The organism is Stenotrophomonas sp. YJH_SMC_119 (genome assembly GCF_059368315.1).
This window is the reverse complement of record NZ_JCAFRP010000002.1, coordinates 257,948-275,050: the sequence shown is the minus strand read 5'-3', so window position 1 is coordinate 275,050 and position 17,103 is coordinate 257,948. Positions and strand designations below refer to the sequence as shown.

17 protein-coding genes are annotated in these 17,103 nt (G+C 66.2%); 9 read left to right on the top strand and 8 right to left on the bottom strand.

All coding sequences use genetic code 11. The features are described 5' to 3' along the window. The gene (locus AC5P6S_RS05570) at positions 1–1,767 is read left to right on the top strand and encodes a hypothetical protein (protein ID WP_076739319.1); all 1,767 of its coding nucleotides are present in this window, start codon (positions 1–3) and stop codon (positions 1,765–1,767) included. 104 nt (positions 1,768–1,871) lie between these two features. Here AC5P6S_RS05570 and AC5P6S_RS05565 read toward each other — a convergent pair whose 3' ends face one another. Continuing rightward, the gene (locus AC5P6S_RS05565; RefSeq protein WP_005410312.1) at positions 1,872–2,285 is read right to left on the bottom strand and encodes a barstar family protein; all 414 of its coding nucleotides are present in this window, start codon (positions 2,283–2,285) and stop codon (positions 1,872–1,874) included. Continuing rightward, on the bottom strand, positions 2,285–2,737 hold the full coding sequence (locus tag AC5P6S_RS05560) for a guanyl-specific ribonuclease (RefSeq protein WP_005410311.1): 453 nt from the start codon (positions 2,735–2,737) through the stop codon (positions 2,285–2,287). Before AC5P6S_RS05560 ends, AC5P6S_RS05565 begins: the two co-directional genes overlap by 1 nt. Before the next feature lie 221 nt (positions 2,738–2,958). On the opposite strand from AC5P6S_RS05560, the gene AC5P6S_RS05555 reads away from it, so the two are divergent. Then, entirely contained in the window at positions 2,959–3,570 is a 612-nt protein-coding gene (locus AC5P6S_RS05555) for a superoxide dismutase (RefSeq protein ID WP_005410310.1), read from the top strand. Between the two features lie 118 nt (positions 3,571–3,688). On the opposite strand, the gene AC5P6S_RS05550 is transcribed toward AC5P6S_RS05555, so the two are convergent. Further along, entirely contained in the window at positions 3,689–4,537 is an 849-nt protein-coding gene (locus AC5P6S_RS05550) for an endonuclease/exonuclease/phosphatase family protein (RefSeq protein WP_043034725.1), read from the bottom strand. A 163-nt stretch (positions 4,538–4,700) separates the two neighbouring features. Here AC5P6S_RS05550 and AC5P6S_RS05545 point away from each other — a divergent pair, with 163 nt between their 5' ends. Both AC5P6S_RS05545 and AC5P6S_RS05540 read left to right on the top strand, forming a co-directional pair. Next, positions 4,701–6,266: a POT-type proton-dependent oligopeptide transporter gene (locus AC5P6S_RS05545; RefSeq protein ID WP_005413967.1), complete on the top strand. Its 1,566-nt coding sequence runs from the start codon at positions 4,701–4,703 to the stop codon at positions 6,264–6,266. Between the two features lie 7 nt (positions 6,267–6,273). Further along, the gene (locus tag AC5P6S_RS05540; protein ID WP_005410307.1) at positions 6,274–6,900 is read left to right on the top strand and encodes a rhomboid family intramembrane serine protease; all 627 of its coding nucleotides are present in this window, start codon (positions 6,274–6,276) and stop codon (positions 6,898–6,900) included. Positions 6,901–6,955: 55 nt separating this feature from the next. On the opposite strand, the gene AC5P6S_RS05535 is transcribed toward AC5P6S_RS05540, so the two are convergent. After that, entirely contained in the window at positions 6,956–7,117 is a 162-nt protein-coding gene (locus tag AC5P6S_RS05535) for a hypothetical protein (protein ID WP_005413966.1), read from the bottom strand. Positions 7,118–7,326: 209 nt separating this feature from the next. On the opposite strand from AC5P6S_RS05535, the gene AC5P6S_RS05530 reads away from it, so the two are divergent. The 4 genes from AC5P6S_RS05530 (at position 7,327) to AC5P6S_RS05515 (ending at position 10,587) form a co-directional block, all read left to right on the top strand. Beyond that, positions 7,327–7,629: a GNAT family N-acetyltransferase gene (locus AC5P6S_RS05530; RefSeq protein ID WP_005410305.1), complete on the top strand. Its 303-nt coding sequence runs from the start codon at positions 7,327–7,329 to the stop codon at positions 7,627–7,629. Positions 7,630–7,666: 37 nt separating this feature from the next. Next, positions 7,667–8,548 (top strand): DUF3298 and DUF4163 domain-containing protein, encoded by an 882-nt coding sequence (locus tag AC5P6S_RS05525; RefSeq protein WP_005410304.1) that lies wholly within the window; start codon positions 7,667–7,669, stop codon positions 8,546–8,548. Between the two features lie 19 nt (positions 8,549–8,567). Next, positions 8,568–9,683 (top strand): cyclopropane fatty acyl phospholipid synthase, encoded by a 1,116-nt coding sequence (gene cfa, locus AC5P6S_RS05520; RefSeq protein ID WP_049451468.1) that lies wholly within the window; start codon positions 8,568–8,570, stop codon positions 9,681–9,683. A 142-nt stretch (positions 9,684–9,825) separates the two neighbouring features. After that, positions 9,826–10,587 (top strand): hypothetical protein, encoded by a 762-nt coding sequence (locus tag AC5P6S_RS05515; RefSeq protein ID WP_012480798.1) that lies wholly within the window; start codon positions 9,826–9,828, stop codon positions 10,585–10,587. Positions 10,588–10,789: 202 nt separating this feature from the next. Here the strand turns inward: AC5P6S_RS05515 and AC5P6S_RS05510 are convergent, their stop codons facing one another. Then, on the bottom strand, positions 10,790–12,958 hold the full coding sequence (locus AC5P6S_RS05510; RefSeq protein ID WP_005413963.1) for a M3 family metallopeptidase: 2,169 nt from the start codon (positions 12,956–12,958) through the stop codon (positions 10,790–10,792). A 130-nt stretch (positions 12,959–13,088) separates the two neighbouring features. Between AC5P6S_RS05510 and AC5P6S_RS05505 the strand changes: the two genes are divergently transcribed. After that, on the top strand, positions 13,089–13,568 hold the full coding sequence (locus AC5P6S_RS05505) for a glutathione peroxidase (RefSeq protein ID WP_005413962.1): 480 nt from the start codon (positions 13,089–13,091) through the stop codon (positions 13,566–13,568). A 76-nt stretch (positions 13,569–13,644) separates the two neighbouring features. Here AC5P6S_RS05505 and AC5P6S_RS05500 read toward each other — a convergent pair whose 3' ends face one another. From AC5P6S_RS05500 to AC5P6S_RS05490, 3 genes are all read right to left on the bottom strand, one after another. Further along, a complete protein-coding gene (locus AC5P6S_RS05500; protein ID WP_005410300.1) occupies positions 13,645–14,424 on the bottom strand; it encodes a ferredoxin--NADP reductase in 780 nt (259 codons plus the stop codon). Between the two features lie 80 nt (positions 14,425–14,504). Then, complete coding sequence (locus AC5P6S_RS05495; RefSeq protein ID WP_024956642.1) at positions 14,505–16,376, bottom strand: ABC transporter ATP-binding protein; 1,872 nt, start codon at positions 16,374–16,376, stop codon at positions 14,505–14,507. Positions 16,377–16,615: 239 nt separating this feature from the next. After that, a complete protein-coding gene (locus AC5P6S_RS05490; RefSeq protein WP_005413960.1) occupies positions 16,616–17,068 on the bottom strand; it encodes a carboxymuconolactone decarboxylase family protein in 453 nt (150 codons plus the stop codon). Between the last annotated feature and the right edge of the window lie 35 nt (positions 17,069–17,103).

Below are 17,103 nucleotides of genomic sequence, written 5' to 3'. Positions count from 1 at the left end.
GTGCCTCTGACCCGGGCCGAGCAGTTCATCGACCTGCTGCTGGCCCGCCAGCAGCCCAGGGCCGTCCTCGAGAAAACCACGCGCCTGCCGTATGGCTGGGCGCTGTGGCTGCGCTCGCTCGGTCCGTTGCCGCGGCCGCTGCACGCCAGCGAGTTGATCTCGGTGCTGCTGCCGCGTCCGCTGCCAGGGCCACCCGGGCAGTTGCCCCGGTTGTCACCCTGGCAAGCGATGCGCCGTCTGTTCTGGCAGGACTGGGATGCTGCGCCGCGCGACCAGCGCTGGATGCGTTGGGTCTCGGCCTTGGCCAGTGCGCTGCTGCATCTGCTGTTCTTCATGCTGCTGCTATGGGTGGCAGTGATCCGCACCTCGGCACCGGAAGAACAAGGCGCCGAGGGCGAGCGCGTGCAGGTGGAGTTCGTCGGTCGCGCTACCCGGGAGGGCGGCGGCGATCAGCCAGGTGCGGAAGCGGCGGCCGCTGCACCGCCGGGCCAGGTTGCAGCTGGCCAGAACGCAGGGGCCGCAACGGCACCTGAGCCGCGTCCGGCGTCCGCGTCGGCAGCTGCGTCCGCACCCGCTCCGGCTGCAGTGGCCAGCGTGCCGCCGCCGCCCGCCGAATCCGAGCCGGCGCCGGTCGCGGCACCGCCGCCGTCTCCGGTGCAGGCCACCGAAGTAGCCGAGGCCAGTACGGATTTCGTGGTGCCACCTGTCAGCGTGCCGCGCACGGAGATCAGCATCGTGCCGCGCGACACGGTACCGACGGTGCGCGAGCGCAGCGTGCAGCCGGTGCAGGCGCCGCCGGCCCCGGCCGCACTGCGTGCGCCGGAGATCGCGGTGCGGACGCCGCAGCTGCGTGACATCCCGGTGCAGGAGCGTGAAATCAGTACGGTCGATGCACCGGCGATATCGCAGCCGCTGCGCACGGCCGATGTACAGGTCCGTGTGCCGCAGCGCGATGTGCAGGTGCGCGAGCGCGAAGTGCAGGCCGTGGTCGATCCGCAGGTACGGATGGCTGCTGTGGCCGGGCGCGAGCCGACCGTGCGTGCGCCGGCAGGCCGTGACCTGCAGGTGCGCGAGCGCGAAGTTGCGTCGGCACCCGCGGCGGCGCCTTCAACGTCCAGTGGCAGCGCGCCAGCGGCAACGCCCGCGCCTGCGGCCAGGAGCACTGCAACCCAGGCCAACAGCAGCACGCCACGGCCATCCGCCTCCAGCACGACACCGGCCCAGGCCGGCGCGCGTCCGGCTCCCAACCCGGGCAACTGGGCTACGCCTGCCAAGGGCGACGACTGGGGCGCGTCGAGCCGCAACCACGACGGCGCCAGCAGGGGCGCAAGCCAGGCCAGTGCCGCCGGCAAGGGCAATGGCCTGTTCAATGCCGACGGCAGCGTGCGCGTGCCGGGGCAGGAAGGCGGCGGTCACGCCGAACGTGGTGCCCCAGGTGGCGCCAACGATGGCTGGAGCAAGGAGCGCATCGCGCAGTCTGGCACCTGGTTGAAGCGACCGCCGTACGATTACACGCCGACTTCGTTCGACAAGTATTGGGTGCCGCAGGAATCACTGCTGGCCGAATGGGTGCGCAAGGGCATCAAGTCGATGGAGATTCCGTTGCCGGGCACCGGTACGAAGATCTCCTGCGTGATCTCGATCCTGCAGGCGGGTGGCGGCTGCGGCCTCACCAATCCGAACATGCAGGACCAGCCGGCGGTGGCACGGCCGCCGCCGGACATTCCGTTCAAGAAAGAGCTGCAGGAAGATAACGGGAGCCGCTAGGCAAGGCGCGCGCGCCACACGCTGGCCGGCTCGCGCTTGGGTAGGTGCCAACCTTGGTTGGCACAGGAACGCCGACCAAGGTCGGCCTCTACCAGGGCATTGCCCTACGCGCTCTGCGACAGGAACACCCAGAACGGCACGTCGCGGCCGACCCAGTCGCGGCTGGCTTCGTCCATCACGTCCAGCAACGTGTCGAAATCCTTCTGTGTGGAGGCGCGCAACGTATCCACGTCGGCCAGGAACAGCGCGTAACCGTCGGCCGGCAGCCATTGCAGATCACGAAGGTTGTCCGACAGTGCATCCCAGTTGCCGCCGAAGCCAGCCGGGAAATCCAGCTGCGCCGCCAGCCGGGCGAGCAGGGTGCGTTTGTCGGCGACGCCTTCCAGGTCGATGCGGATCACCTTCAGGCCGGCATCGCGCATCGCTGCGGCCAGTGCGCCGATGTCGTCGCTGTCGATGGCGTAGACGCCGGCATTGTTGATGTCATGCAGGCCGAGGCCGAAATCATCGTGGCTCATCACTGCGCTCCCTGGGCCGGTACGGTGAAGCTGCGGAACGATTCGTAGTGGTCGTCGGTGTAGTACCACGCCTCCGGCGGATCGCCGCCGGTGACGATGCGGCGCGTGCCACGGGTGCGCGCGCCGGGGGTGTCCACGGTGTATTCGCGGTAGTAACCGCGCGGACGCTGCGGCAGCTGCTGTTCGCGGTTACCGAAGGTGCTGCCATCCTGGCGGTGCGGGAACGGCCCGCCGCGCTGGATCAGCGCGATCGTCTGCAGGGCTTCGGCGGGCAGGAAGGCGGGCAGACCGTTGCCCTTGCCGGGCGTGGCCGTGGCCGGTGCGCGCGCGGCAGTCGCACCCTGCAGGTCCGGCGCGAACTGCGGCGCCGGCGGGCGCTGCATGAAATGGTTGACGACCAGGCCGAGCAGCAGCAGGGCGATGGCGGTGATCAGCAGCCGGGGGTTGCGCATGGGCAAGGAAGCGGGCGAGGGTGGTGCTCGCACTGTAGCGCCTGCGCGCTGCACGGTGCATGAGGACGGCGCCGCGTCACCGCTGCGTAACAATTGCCGTCGTGCTCACCGGCAGGACGCAATTTCCTTTACATCCCCCTTGGTAATCTGGCGGTCTGTCCCCATCATTCACCGCGCAACGCCCGACACCGTCGGGTGCCCTCGCAATCAGGAGATGCATCATGGCCTATACCCTGCCCAAGCTGTCCTACGCCTACGACGCGCTGGAACCGCATATCGATGCGGCGACGATGGAAATCCATCACACCAAGCATCACCAGACCTACATCAACAACGTCAACGCGGCGCTGGAAGGCACCGAGTACGCTGACCTGCCGGTCGAAGAACTGGTGAAGAAGCTCAAGTCGCTGCCGGAGAACCTGCAGGGTCCGGTGCGCAACAACGGTGGCGGCCATGCCAACCACTCGCTGTTCTGGACCGTGATGGCACCGAACGCGGGCGGCAACCCGGTGGGCGACGTGGCCAAGGCCATCGACAAGGACCTGGGCGGCTTCGACAAGTTCAAGGACGCCTTCACCAAGGCAGCGCTGACCCGTTTCGGCAGCGGCTGGGCCTGGCTGAGCGTGACTCCGGACAAGAAGGTGGTGGTCGAGAGCACCGGCAACCAGGACAGCCCGCTGATGGAAGGCAACACCCCCATCCTCGGCCTGGACGTGTGGGAACACGCGTACTACCTGAAGTACCAGAACCGCCGCCCGGAATACATCGGCGCGTTCTTCAACGTCATCGACTGGAACGAAGTCGAGCGCCGTTACCAGGAAGCGATTGCCTGATCGTGGTAACAGGATGAACAGAAAAGGCCGGGGGAAACCCCGGCCTTTTTGTTTTCCGCATTGGTAGTGCCGGCCGCTGGCCGGCAGCCCTGGAATGCCGGCCAGCGGCCGGCACTACCTATTCGGCCGTGGCCGCATCGCCCTGCAGGCGCAGGGTGGCCATTACGCCCAGACGCAGGCCCGGCAGGTCGCCGTCGGCCGGCAGCAGGATCGGCTGCTGGCGGATGCCGCCGAAGTGCTTGACCTGGAACAGCACGTCCAGGCCATGACCACTGGCGCCACCGCCGCTGGCCGCCGGCGGCTCGGGGCGGCCACCCGGATTGCGCCGGGCCGGCTGGAACCCCGGGGTACTGCGCACGAGCTCGACGGTGGTTGCCGAGAAATCACCGGCGATCAGGCTGGGCATGCCCTCGGCGGTGGCGCCGATCCAGGTCATCAGGTCGCTGGTCTGGTGCTGGCGGGCAGTGGCCTCGTCCGGGTCCGGGCGCAGCCGTGCCACATAGATGTTTACCAGCGCCTGGCCCAGCTTCAGCCGCATCATGCCGGCGGCGCTGAAGGTGCCGGGTGGGTGCAGCAGGGTCACGCCATCCTCGCTGACCGGCAGCCGGGTCAGCATCGCGTTGCCGTGCCGCAACGGCTGGCTGGGCGGATCGGCGGTAACGAAGTCGCAGCTGTAGCGCAGCCGGCTGGCCAGCCAGCAGGCCGGATTGCGGCCCTGCTGCTGCAGCACCTGCTGTACGGAGATCACGTCCGGCTGCAGCTCGGTGAGCAGGTGCGCCACCTGTTCGCGGCGCTGCTTCCACTGCGCATCATCGCGGCTGGGCAATTCCAGCGCGGCCACGGTCAGCTGCCGGGGCTCGGCCTCACCGCTGGCGGCGGCCGGTGCCTGCGGCCGCGCCTGTGCCTGCAACGCCAGCAGCAGCACGAGACAGCTGAGCAGGAGACGGGCGTGGGCGAGGGGGCGCATAACGATAAGTTTACGCTTTTGTCGTGCAGGTGCCGTGACTTCCGGCATGTAGTGACGTTGCCTGCCACGGATTGGCACCGTTGTCATGCAGCCCTGCAGCGTGCTTCGCAAGCCCCGCTTCCGGTAACCTTGCGCCTTTCGCTTTGCAGGATTGCCTTACAGGATGAGCCACGACGCAGTTGCCCCCATCGCCGGCCAGGGAAAGATGCCGCGCCAGATCCCGTACATCATCGGCAATGAGGCCTGCGAGCGGTTCAGTTTCTACGGGATGCGCAACATCCTGGTGCAGTTCCTGATCACCTCGCTGCTGCTGCAGGAAATCACTGCGGAAGGCCGTGCCGGTGAAGCCAAGGACATCATGCACAGCTTCATGATCGGCGTGTATTTCTTCCCGCTGCTCGGAGGCTGGCTGGCCGACAGGTTCTTCGGCAAGTACCACACCATTCTCTGGTTCAGCCTGGTCTACTGTGCCGGCCATCTGTGCCTGGCGCTGTTCGAGAACAGCCGCGAGGGCTTCTTCCTCGGCCTGGGCCTGATCGCGCTGGGTGCCGGTGGCATCAAGCCGCTGGTGGCCTCGTTCATGGGCGACCAGTTCGACCAGAGCAACAAGCACCTGGCCAAGATCGTTTTCGACGCCTTCTACTGGATCATCAACTTCGGCTCGCTGTTCGCCTCGCTGCTGATCCCGCTGGTGCTGAAGAACTGGGGCCCGCAGTGGGCGTTCGGCATCCCGGGCATCCTGATGTTCATCGCCACTTTCGTGTTCTGGCTGGGTCGCAAGCGCTACGTGCTGGTACCGCTGCCGCCGAAGGACCCGCATTCGTTCGCCAACGTGGTGCGTACCGCACTGACCACGCGCGTGGCCGGCCAGGGCCGTCCGGGCCTGGTGATCGCCGTGCTCGGCCTGGTGCTGGCAGCGGCCTCGTTCGGCCTGGTCGGCTCGCTGGGCATCGTCATCTGCCTGTGCCTGGCGCTGGTGTCGATCCTGGCGGGCATCGGCGGTGGCACCTGGCTGCAGCTCGATCGCGCCCGTGGCCAGCATCCGGCCGAAGCGGTTGAAGGCGTGCGCTCGGTGCTGCGCGTGCTGGTGATCTTCGCGCTGACCACGCCGTTCTTCTCGCTGTTCGACCAGAAGGCCTCGACCTGGGTCCTGCAGGGCCAGCAGATGCAGATGCCGAGCTGGTTCACCGCCTCGCAGATGCAGGCGCTGAACCCGCTGCTGGTGATGATCCTGATTCCGTTCAACAACCTGGTGCTGTACCCGGCCCTGCGCCGCTTCGGCTTCGAGCCGACCGCGCTGCGCCGCATGACCGCCGGCATCGCCTTCAGTGGCCTGGCCTGGATCGTGGTCGGCGGCATCCAGGTGGTGATGGATGGTGGCAATGCCATGTCGATCTTCTGGCAGATGCTGCCGTATGCGCTGCTGACCTTCGGTGAGGTGCTGGTCTCGGCCACCGGCCTGGAGTTCGCCTACAGCCAGGCGCCGCAGGCGATGAAGGGCGTGGTGATGAGCTTCTGGAACCTGACCACCACCATCGGCAACCTGTGGGTGCTGCTGTCCAACGCTGCTGTGCGCAACGATGCGGTGACCCACAAGATCGCCAGTACGGGCCTGAGCGAGGCGGCATTCCTGATGTTCTTCTTCGCCGGTTTCGCCTTCGTCGCGGCGTTGGCCTTCGGTTGGTACGCGAAACGCTATCGTATGGTCGACAACTACCGTAGCGCCTGAGCCTGACATGACCCCCGTCAATCTGCTGTTGATCGCCATCACCGCCCTCCTGTCGTGGATGGCGTTCAACAACCGCAAGCTGGCCGACCGCCTGATCCTGTGGCCGCCGGCCATCGACCGTCACCGCCAGTACGACCGGCTGGTGACCTATGGCTTCATCCACGCCGACTGGTCGCACCTGATCTTCAACATGATCACCCTGTTCTTCTTCGGGGGATTCATCGAGAGCGTGATGGTGCAGCTGACCGGCAGCTACCTGACCTACCCGGCGTTCTACATCGGTGCGCTGCTGGTCTCGATCCTGCCCAGCTACCTGAAGAACCAGAAGAACCCGAACTACCTCAGCCTGGGCGCGTCCGGTGCGGTGTCGGCGGTGCTGTTCGCCTTCATCCTGATCAAGCCGTGGTCGATCATCCTGGTGTTCTTCATCCCGGCACCGGCCATTGTCTATGCCGCGTTCTACGTGGGCTACAGTATCTGGATGGACAAGCGCGGTGGTGATCGCATCAACCACAGCGCCCACCTGGCGGGCGCGGCGTTCGGTGTGATCTTCATGCTGGCCATGCAGCCGAGCATCTTCACCCACTTCCTGCGCGAGCTTTCCAACCCGACCTTCCGCCTCGGCGGCGGTTGAGGGGCCGGGGTCGGATCCACTGGATCCGCCCCCTGGGGCAGGGACCCGCTCCTGGTCAGGCGCGGGTCTGCTGGCCGTAGGTGTCCAGCAGGCGGGCGAATACCTCTTCGCCGATGCGCTGGAAATCCTGATCTTCGGTCTGCCCTTCCACCGCCAGCTGCAGCAGGCCCTCCAGCAGGGCGCGGTCGGTGTCGGAATGGGAATCGCTGGGGTGCATCGGAGCCTCCGCGGTGGTGCGCATGATCAACGGTCGCAAGGGCCGTGCCAGCATGGCCGTACCCCTCCACAGGCGATAGCGGCCGTCCTCGCTCCAGCTTGAGGGTCGAAAACTGACGTGAATGGATTGGACTTGCCCCTGTTCAGGCTTCACGCGATCATGGCGCCCGGCTGCGCACCATCCACGCAGTCGCCGCAGGAGACAGTTCCATGGCTTCGGTCACGCCCCCCGGTCTGGCCTACGAGGTCGAACACGACCTGGCCAACCATCGCTTCACCGCCCGTGTGCGCGGACAGCTGGCGGTGCTCGATTACCAGATCAAACGCAGGCGCATGGTCATCACCCACACCGAGGTACCCGAGCCGATTGCCGGCCGTGGCATCGCAGGTGAGCTGACCCGCGTGGCACTGCGCTTTGCCCGCGAGCAGAAGTACAAGGTGGTGCCGGCATGTTCCTACGCCGAAGCCTTCCTGCAGCGGCACGAGGAGTACCACGACCTGCTCGCTGGCTGAATGCCAGCGGGCCACGCTTCAGCCATGGCAGGCGATGATGTACAAACATGAACAGGGGATCCCGATGAAGATTGGAAACAACCGGCCATTGCACGGCAGCGTGCTGGCCGGCGTGGTGGGCGTGCTGTTGCTGGCCGGTTGCCAGCGTGAAAGCGAGCCGGCACCGGCGACCGACGCGGCCCCCGCCGCCGAGGCCACTGCCGCAGGTGAAACGCCGGCCACGGAAGCGCCGCTGGACCTGCGCGACGTGATCGAGAACAACGAGCGCGAAGTGGTGGGCATCAGCTACCCGGCCGGCATCGATCGCTACCCGGGCCTGGCGCGCGCGCTGCAGAACTACGCAACCAGCGCACGCAGCGACCTGCAGCAGGCACTGGACGGGCTCGGCAATGACAAGCCGACCATGCCCTACGAACTGTCGCTGAGCTTCGAGAAGCTGCTGGAAACGCCGCAGCTGGTGGTGGTCAGTGCCGATGGCAGCCGCTATACCGGTGGCGCCCACGGCGAGCCGCTGGTGGCGCGTTTCGTGTGGCTGCCGGCGCAGCAGCAGATGCTCAGTGCCGACAAGCTGGTGGCCGATGCCAAGGGCTGGAAGGCGATCAGTGATTTCGTCGCCGACCAGCTGCGCGAACGCGTGGCCACCCGCCTCAGTGGCGAGGACATGGACCCGGCCCAGCTGCAGGAATCGCTGCGTAACGCATCGCGCATGATTGCCGACGGTACCGGCCCCCAGGCCGACAATTTCAGCCAGTTCCAGCCGCTGACCAACGACAAGGGGCAGATCACCGCGCTGCGCTTTGTTTTCCCGCCGTACCAGGTGGGTCCATACTCGGACGGCACCCAGACCGCCGACGTACCGGCGGCGGTGCTGTTGCCGCACGTGGCCAAGGACTACGTGGAGCTGTTCGCACGCGGTTGACCGCAGTCGAGGAGGTGGCGTGGATACAGGGTTGCAGGAGCGGGTCGCCGGCCTGCTGCAGGAAGCCGGGGTCCGCATCGGCGGCACCCAGCCACAGGACATCCAGGTGCATGACCCGCGCTTTTTCGCGCGGGTCATGGCGCACGGCTCGCTTGGCCTCGGCGAGAGCTACATGGACGGTTGGTGGGATGCCAACGTCCTCGATGAATTCCTCGTCCACCTGATGCAGGCACACCTGGATGAACGGGTGCACGGTTGGCGCGAAGTGGCCGATGCGCTGAAGGCGCGCCTGTTCAACCTGCAGGTCGGGCAGGGCAGCTACGAAGTGGGCCGCCGCCACTACGATCTTGGCAACGACCTCTACCAGGCCATGCTCGGCCAACGCCTGGTGTACAGCTGCGGCTACTGGCGCCATGCCGGTGATCTCGATGCCGCGCAGGAGGCCAAGCTGGACCTGGTCTGCCGCAAGCTGGGGCTGCGCCCCGGGCAGCGTGTGCTGGACATCGGCTGTGGCTGGGGTGAAGCCCTGAAGTTCGCAGCAGAGCGCTACGGCGTCAGCGGCGTCGGCGTGACCATTTCGCAGGAACAGGCCGGGTTCGCACGCGAACTGTGCGCCGGCCTGCCGATCGAGATCCGCCTGCAGGACTATCGCGAACTGGATGAGCCGTTCGATGCGATCTTCTCGATCGGCATGTTCGAGCATGTCGGCGACAAGAACTACGCCAGTTTCTTCGAGGTGGCCAGGCGCTGCCTGTCTTCGCGCGGGTTGCTGCTGCTGCACACCATCGGCACCAACATCTCGCGGCATCGCACCGATCCGTGGATCGCGCGCTACATCTTCCCCAATTCAATGCTGCCGTCGGCGGTGCAGATCAGCAAGGCGTTCGAAGGGCGCTTCGTGCTGGAGGACTGGCACAACTTCGGCACCGACTACGACCTCACCCTGCAGGCTTGGCGACGCAACGTGGAAGCGGCGTGGCCGCAGCTGGACGCGCGCTACGACGAGCATTTCCGCCGCATGTGGCGGTTCTACCTGGCCGGATCGATGGCCACCTTCCGCTGCCGGCACGCGCAGCTGTGGCAGCTGGTGCTGTCGCCGGAAGGCGTACCGGGTGGGTACGTGGCGCCACGCTGAGGGTGCGCAGGGGTAGATCAGGCCGGATGCGATACTTACTGACGCCAAATCCGTGTGTTGCACGGTCAGCTCCGCGCGTGGGCGTCGTCGACGCTACGCTGTTGGGTCGGCGGGGTTACCGCATTCCTGAAGGCGTTGCAGCATGGGTTGGGACATCACCTACCATCCAGTCGCGGATTCGGAGATCCGTGACATCTATTTCCGTGCTCTGGAGGACGTGACGCTGGTCGAGGCGCTGCAACAGCGGTTCCGGATCGAGCCGTTCTACATGGAGCAGTTGCAGGAACGCATCGACGAGGCTCGCTCGATCAGCGCCGACGTGCCTTTCGAGAAGGGGCACGCTTTGTACCTGGCGATCGTGGCCGGCCACCTTCGGCGGTATCACTATCTCCGCGGGAGCGCCCTTTCGTTTTTCATCGACGATCCGGTGGTCGCCCGGTATTTCGCGGACTGGCGGCAACTGGTGCCGTTGCAGTGGGCGGATGCTGCCGCCGGCAACCATCTACGTGAAAACTATGGTGGTGGCGTGTTCATCACGCATGCCCGGCTGAAGCAATTACGCGCTGATTATGCAGTGGACAGCGCACTTGCTGCGCGCCTGGAGGAGCTGTTCTCCGATGGACGCCTGGTCGTTTTCTGGCGTGTTGTCGATGAAGCGATCGCCAGCGGATGCGGATTGCTGGAGGCCAGCGAGGTGGTCGAGCCGAACCCGATGGATCTCAATGCATCGACCAGCTTGAGCAATCTGCTGAACTGCGCGCCGGATGGCGCGATCCTTTATGCGGAAGCCGCGGCGGCCCAGCTGGCGGAGTTCGTGGCAGCGCACCCGGATATCGCATCGACTGCCGCTGCCGCGCCCGGTGCGCCGAAACGACGGTGGTGGGAGCGACTGTTTCGGCGCTGATCTGGAAGCGCATCCACGCATGGCGCGGATCTACTGGAGTGCGTCATGTGTGGATCGATGATGCCGGGGTTCGTGGCGCGAATGGATCGTGCCGACCAACGGTCGGCACCCACCAGTAGATCCACGCCATGCGTGGATGTCCCAACAAAAAAACCGCCCGGTTTCCCGGGCGGTTTTTCGTTTCAGGCTACTGCGCGGGCGATCAGTTGCCGGCGCCGGTCAGGCCACGCTTTTCCAGCAGCGGTTCGATCTGCGGCTCGTGGCCGGCGAAATCGCGGAACAGCTGCATCGCGTCGACGCTGCCGCCCTTGGACAGCAGGGTGGCGCGGAAGTGGTCGCCGTTCTTGCGGCTCAGGCCGCCGTTGTCCTTGAACCACTTCTGGGTGTTGGCGTCGAGCACTTCCGACCAGATGTAGGCGTAGTAACCGGCCGAATAGCCGCCCATGATGTGGCTGAAGTACGGGGTCTTGTAGCGCGGCGGCACCGGCGCGTAGTAGATGCCGTCCTTCTCCAGCGCGGCGCGCTCGAAGGCCATCACGTCCTTGGCGGCCGGCACCTGGTCGGCGCCGATCTGGTGCCAGCGCTGGTCCAGCATGGCCGCACCCAGGTACTCGGTGGTAGCGAAGCCCTGGTTGAACTTGGCTGCCGCCAGCACCTTGTCCAGCAGTGCCTGCGGCATCGCCGAACCATTCTGGTAGTGCTTGGCGTAGTTCTTCAGGATGACCGGGTTGTCGGCCCACATCTCGTTGACCTGCGAGGGGAACTCGACGAAGTCACGCGGCACCGAGGTGCCCGAGAAGTACGGGTACTTCACGTTGGAGAACATGCCGTGCAGGGCGTGGCCGAACTCGTGGAACGTGGTGTTCACCTCGTCCCAGGTCAGCAGGGTCGGCTGGCCGGCCGGCGGCTTCGGAATGTTCAGGTGATTGGCGACCACCGGCTTGAAGCCGGTCAGCTTGGACTGCGAGACGTAGGAGTTCATCCACGCGCCACCGCGCTTGGAGGCGCGTGCATACGGGTCGAAGATGAAGATCGCCAGCTGGCTGCCGTCGGCGTCGAACACGTCGTAGACGGTGACGTCATCGTGGTAGACCGGCAGGTCGGTGCGCTGCTTGAAGGTCAGGCCGAATTCCTGGCCCGCGGCGTAGAACACGCCGTTCTCCAGCACGTTCTTCATTTCGAAGTACGGCTTCAGCTGCGACTCGTCGAAGTTGTACTTGGCCTGGCGCACCTTCTCGCTGTAGAAGGCCCAGTCCCACGGTTCCAGCTTGAACGTCGGCTTGCCAGCGGCCTTCTGTTCCTGGTCGATCATCGCCTGCAGGTCGGCGGCTTCACGCTTGGCGTTGGCCACCGCGGCCGGGGCCAGCTTGCCCAGCATCGCGTTGACCGCTTCGGGGGTCTTGGCGGTCTGGTTGGTCAGGTTGTAGGCGGCGAAGTTCGGGAAGCCCATCAGCTTGGCCTTGTCGGCGCGCAGCTGCATGATGCGCGAGACCAGAGCGGTGTTGTCGAACTCACCGCCGCGGCTGCCGCGGCTCACCGATGCTTCGTAGATCTTCTGGCGCAGGGCGCGGTTGGCCAGGTTGGTCAGCGGCGGCTGGCCGGTGGTGTTGAGCAGGGTGATCACGTACTTGCCGTCCTGGCCGCGGGCCTTGGCGGCTTCGGCGGCGGCGGCGATCTGCTCCTTGGACAGGCCGTCCAGTTCCTTGACGTCGTCGACGGTGATCGCCGAAGCGTTCACCTCCGACTGCACGTTCTGGCTGAACTTGGTACCCAGGTTGGCCAGCTCGGCGTTCATCTCCTTCAGCTTGGCCTTGTCGGCGTCGGACAGCTTGGCGCCTGCGCGCACGTAGTTGTCGTAGTACTTCTCGACCAGGCGCACGCCTTCGGCGTCCAGGCCCAGCTGGCTGCGGGTGTCATACAGCGCCTGGATGCGGGCGAACAGCTTGCCGTTCAGCGCGATCGCATCGCTGTGCGCGGCGAACTTCGCCGAGTAGTCGGCCTGCAGCTTCTTGCGGGTGTCGTTGGTGTCGGCACCGACCAGGCTGAAGAACACGGTGGTCGCGCGGTCGAGGATGTCACCGCTCTTTTCCAGGGCGATGATGGTGTTGTCGAAGGTCGGCTTGGCCTTGTTGTTGGCGATGGCCTCCACTTCCTTCAGCTGCTGCGCCATGCCGGCGTCGAAGGCCGGGGCGAAGTCGCTGTCCTTGATCTTGTCGAACTGCGGGAAGTGCAGCGGCAGCGGGCTTTCGGCGAAGAACGGATTGGCCTGCTGGGCGGTGCTGCTGGCGGCCGGGGTGGCGGCGCCGGCCGAGAAGGCGGGCAGGGCAAGGCCGAGGGACATGGCCACGGCAAGGGCAAGGCGGGTGGTCAAGGCAGGAACTCCGGTAAGGCAAACAAGGGCCCGAGGGTAACCCGGCCGGCGGCGCCCGCACTTGTGTCAAAAGGCATGTTGCCGCGGCCGGGCGCGGGTACCATGCATTCACCGCCCACGGTTCACCGCCATGACGACTGCCTACGATTTCAGCTTCCGCGACCTCGACGGCCAGCCACAGGCCCTCGCCGGGTACCGGGGTCACCCGCTGTTGCTGGTCAATGTCGCCAGCCGCTGTGGCTTCACCCCGCAGTACACCGGGCTGGAACAGCTGTGGCAGGAGTATCGCGAGCGTGGCCTGGTGGTGATCGGCTTCCCATGCAACCAGTTCGGCGCGCAGGAGCCGGGGGACGCCGCGCAGATCCGCCAGTTCTGTTCGCTGGATTATCCGGTCAGCTTCCCGCTTTCGGAGAAGATCGAGGTCAACGGCGAGGGGGCTGATCCGTTGTGGGCATGGCTGTCACGCGAGAAGCGCGGCCTGCTGGGTAGCGCCCGCATCAAGTGGAATTTCAGCAAGTTCCTGGTCGATCGCCAGGGGCGGGTGGCTGCGCGCTTTGCGCCAACCACCAGGCCGGAACAGCTGCGCAGCGCGATCGAAGCGCTGCTGTGAGGGGGGGAGTGCCGGCCGCTGGCCGGCAATCCCGGAGCGCACGGAGAGCCGGCCGGCGGCCGGCTGCCGTTGCAGATCATTTCTCGACGAACGCGCGCTCGAACACGTAGTGACCCGGCTGGCCGATGCGCGGCGAGACCTGAAAGCCGCGGGCATCGAGCACGCTGCGCAGATCAGCCAGCATCTGCGGGCTGCCGCAGATCATCGCGCGGTCGTTTTCCGGGCTCAGCTCCGGCAGGCCGAGGGTGCGCTGCATCTGGCCGCTTTCCATCAGCTGGGTCAGGCGGCCCTGGTTGGCGAACGGCTCGCGGGTGACGGCCGGGTAGTACAGCAGCTTGTCGCCGATCATCTCGCCCAGGAACTCGTGCTCACGCAGTTCCTTCTCGAAGTAATCGCGGTAGGCCAGATCCTTCTCGTAGCGCACGCCGTGGCAGAGGATCACCTTCTCGAAGCGCTCGTAGGTCTCCGGGTCCTTGATGACCGACAGCCACGGCGCCATGCCGGTGCCCGTGCCCAGCAGGTACAGGTTCCTGCCCGGGTGCAGGTCGCTGATCAGCAGGGTGCCGGTGGGCTTCTTGCCGACCAGCACCTTGTCGCCCGGCTTGATGTGCTGCAGGCGCGAGGTCAGCGGGCCGTCCTGCACCTTGATGCTGAAGAACTCCAGGTGCTCTTCCCAGTTGGCGCTGGCGATGGAATAGGCGCGCAGCAGCGGCCGTGCCTCGGTTTCCAGGCCGATCATCACGAACTGGCCGTTCTCGAAGCGGAAGCCGCTGTCGCGGGTAGTGGTGAAACTGAAGTAGGCATCGGTCCAGTGACGGACCTCAAGCACCGTTTCGGCGCCGAAAGCGGAGGACATGGGCGTATCTATCGAAAGTCGTCGGGGTTGATTCTATCTCAAATGAGATGGGTTCTCATTGGGCGGAACGAGAGGCGTTCTCAGCGGTAACCCGCCGCCTGCAGCTCGAACAGCTCGGCGTACCGTCCTCCCTGGGCCATCAGCTGCGCATGGGTGCCGCTGGCCTCGATGCGGCCATCGGCCAGCACCAGGATGCGATCGGCCATGCGTACCGAAGAGAAACGGTGGGAAATCAGCACTGCCGTACGATTATCCGCCAGCTCCCTGAACCGCTGGAACACTTCGAACTCACTGCGCGCGTCCAGCGCTGCCGTTGGCTCATCCAGGATCATCACCTGCGCATTGCGCATCCACGCGCGGGCAATGGCGATCTTCTGCCACTGGCCACCGGACAGGTCCACGCCCTGCTTGAAGCGGCGCCCGATCAGCTGGTCGTAGCCGCCGGGCAGGTCGTCGATCACTTCCTCGGCCATGCCTCGTCGCGCGGCATCGGCGATTCTTGCCTGGTCGTCCATCGCCTCGACCTGGCCGACGCCGATGTTCTCGCCGGCGCTGAGGTTGTAGCGCACGAAGTCCTGGAAGATCACCCCGAGGTTGGCGCGCAGGTCGTCCAGGTCGTAGTCGCGCAGGTCGCGGCCGTCGAGCAGGATGCGGCCTTCGTCCGGCTCGTACAGCCGTGCCAGCAGTTTCACCAGCGTGGTCTTGCCCGCGCCGTTCTCGCCGACCAGGGCCAGCACTTCGCCGGCCTGCAGCTGGAAATCGAGGTGGCGCACCGCCCACTGTTCGGCATCGGGATAGCGGAAGCCGACGTTCTCGAACACGAAGCCCTGGCGGATCGGCTGCGGCACGCGTATGGCGCCTTCACGCGAGTGGATTTCCGGCTCGATCTGGAAGAACGAGAACAGGTCGTCCAGGTACAGCGCCTGGCTGGCCACCTGCGAGAAGCCGATCAGCAGGCCTTCCAGCAGCTGGCGCAGGCGCAGGAAGCTGCCGGCAAGGAAGGTCAGGTCGCCGATCGAAAAGTCGCCGCGCACCGTGCGCCAGGCAATGTAGGCGTAGGCGGTGTAATACCCCAGCGTGCCCAGCGCAGCCAGCAGCGTGCCCCAGAACGCGCGGCGCCGGGCCAGTGCACGGTTGGCCTGGAACAGCGCCACCGACAGCCGCCGGTAGCGTTCCACCAGGAAGCGGTGCAGGTTGTAGATCTTCACTTCCTTGGCCGTTTCCACGCTGGCACCGAGCTGGCGCAGGTAGTCGAGCTGGCGGCGCTCGGGCGTCCACTGGAAGTTGAGGCTGTAACCGGCCGCATTGAAGTGCGATTCACCGATGAAGGCCGGCACCAGTGCCAGCACCAGCAGCAGGATCAGCCACGGTGCGTAGACCAGCAGGCCAACGGCGAGGCTGGCCACGGTGATCGCGTCCTGGACCTGGCCGAACAGCTGGCTCATCAGGTTCATCCGGCCCATGGTCTGGCGCCGCGCACGGTCCAGCTTGTCCTGCAGGTCCGGGTCCTCGAAGTCCTCCAGATCCAGCGTCGCCGCGTGTTCCATCAGCCGGATGCTGGTGACGTTGGCGAACAGCTCGGAGAGCAGGGCATCGGCGTAGCTGACCAGCCGGCCGAGCAGGTCCGAGGCGATGGCCAGGCCGAATTCCAGCGCCAGCAGGCCCAGCAGCGGATTCAGCACGCCGCTGGACAGCGCTTCGCCCAGCGGCGGGAAGCCCGCGTCGTGCTGGCTCAGGTGCAGGGCGCTGTCGATGATCAGCTTGCCGACGTACAGCATCGCCACCGGCAGCAGCGCGCGGATCAGGCGCAGCCCGAGGCTGGCCAGGGTGAGCGCGGGACTGGTCTTCCAGACCATGCGCAGGAACGGCGGCAGGTTGCGCATCGCCCTGAAGCGCTGGCGCAGGCTGGGTTTCTTCGCGGCGGCAGCGCCAGCGGTGGGGGTAGCAGGCATGCGCGTATTGTGCGCGCCTGATACGTGCAGAGGGGGTCAGTGCAGGCGTGTGGCCGGCACCGGGGTCAGATCCCTTTGCGCGGCAAAGGGCTCTGACCCCAGCGACCCACAGCGGGTCAGGGCCCTTCGCGAAGCGAAGGGATCCGACTCTCCCGCATCCACGCATGGCGTGGATCTACCGTGTCGACCAAGGTCGACACCTACCAGCAGCACCGATGAACTGTCGAAGGCGGGGTGGGTCAGGCCGGCAGCGGCGGCAGCAACCCCGCACCGAGGCGGTTCCAGGCATTGATCACCGCGATGCCCATGCTCAGGTCACTGATGCCCTTCTCATCGAAGTGCGGCGCCAATGCATCGAACGCCGCCTGCGACGGCGCGCCGTCGGTCAGCCGGGTCAGTGCCTCGGCCCAGCCCAGCGCCGCGCGCTCGCGTTCGTCGAAGAAGCGGCTCTCGTGCCATGCCGGCAGTGTGTCCAGCTTGCGCGGCTCGATGCCGCCCTTGCGCAGCGCCGTGCCGTGCATGTCCATGCAGTAGCCGCAGCCGTTGAGCTGCGACACGCGCAGGAACACCAGTTCCATCAGGGTCGGATCGATCGAGCTGTCATGCACCGCCTGGCTGGTGGCCAGCAGGCCCTTGAAGGCCTCGGCGGCCAGGCGGGTGTAGGGGACGCGGGGAGAAGTGTGATTGGACATCGGGGGCTCCACGGCGGCCACGATGGCCGCCTTTC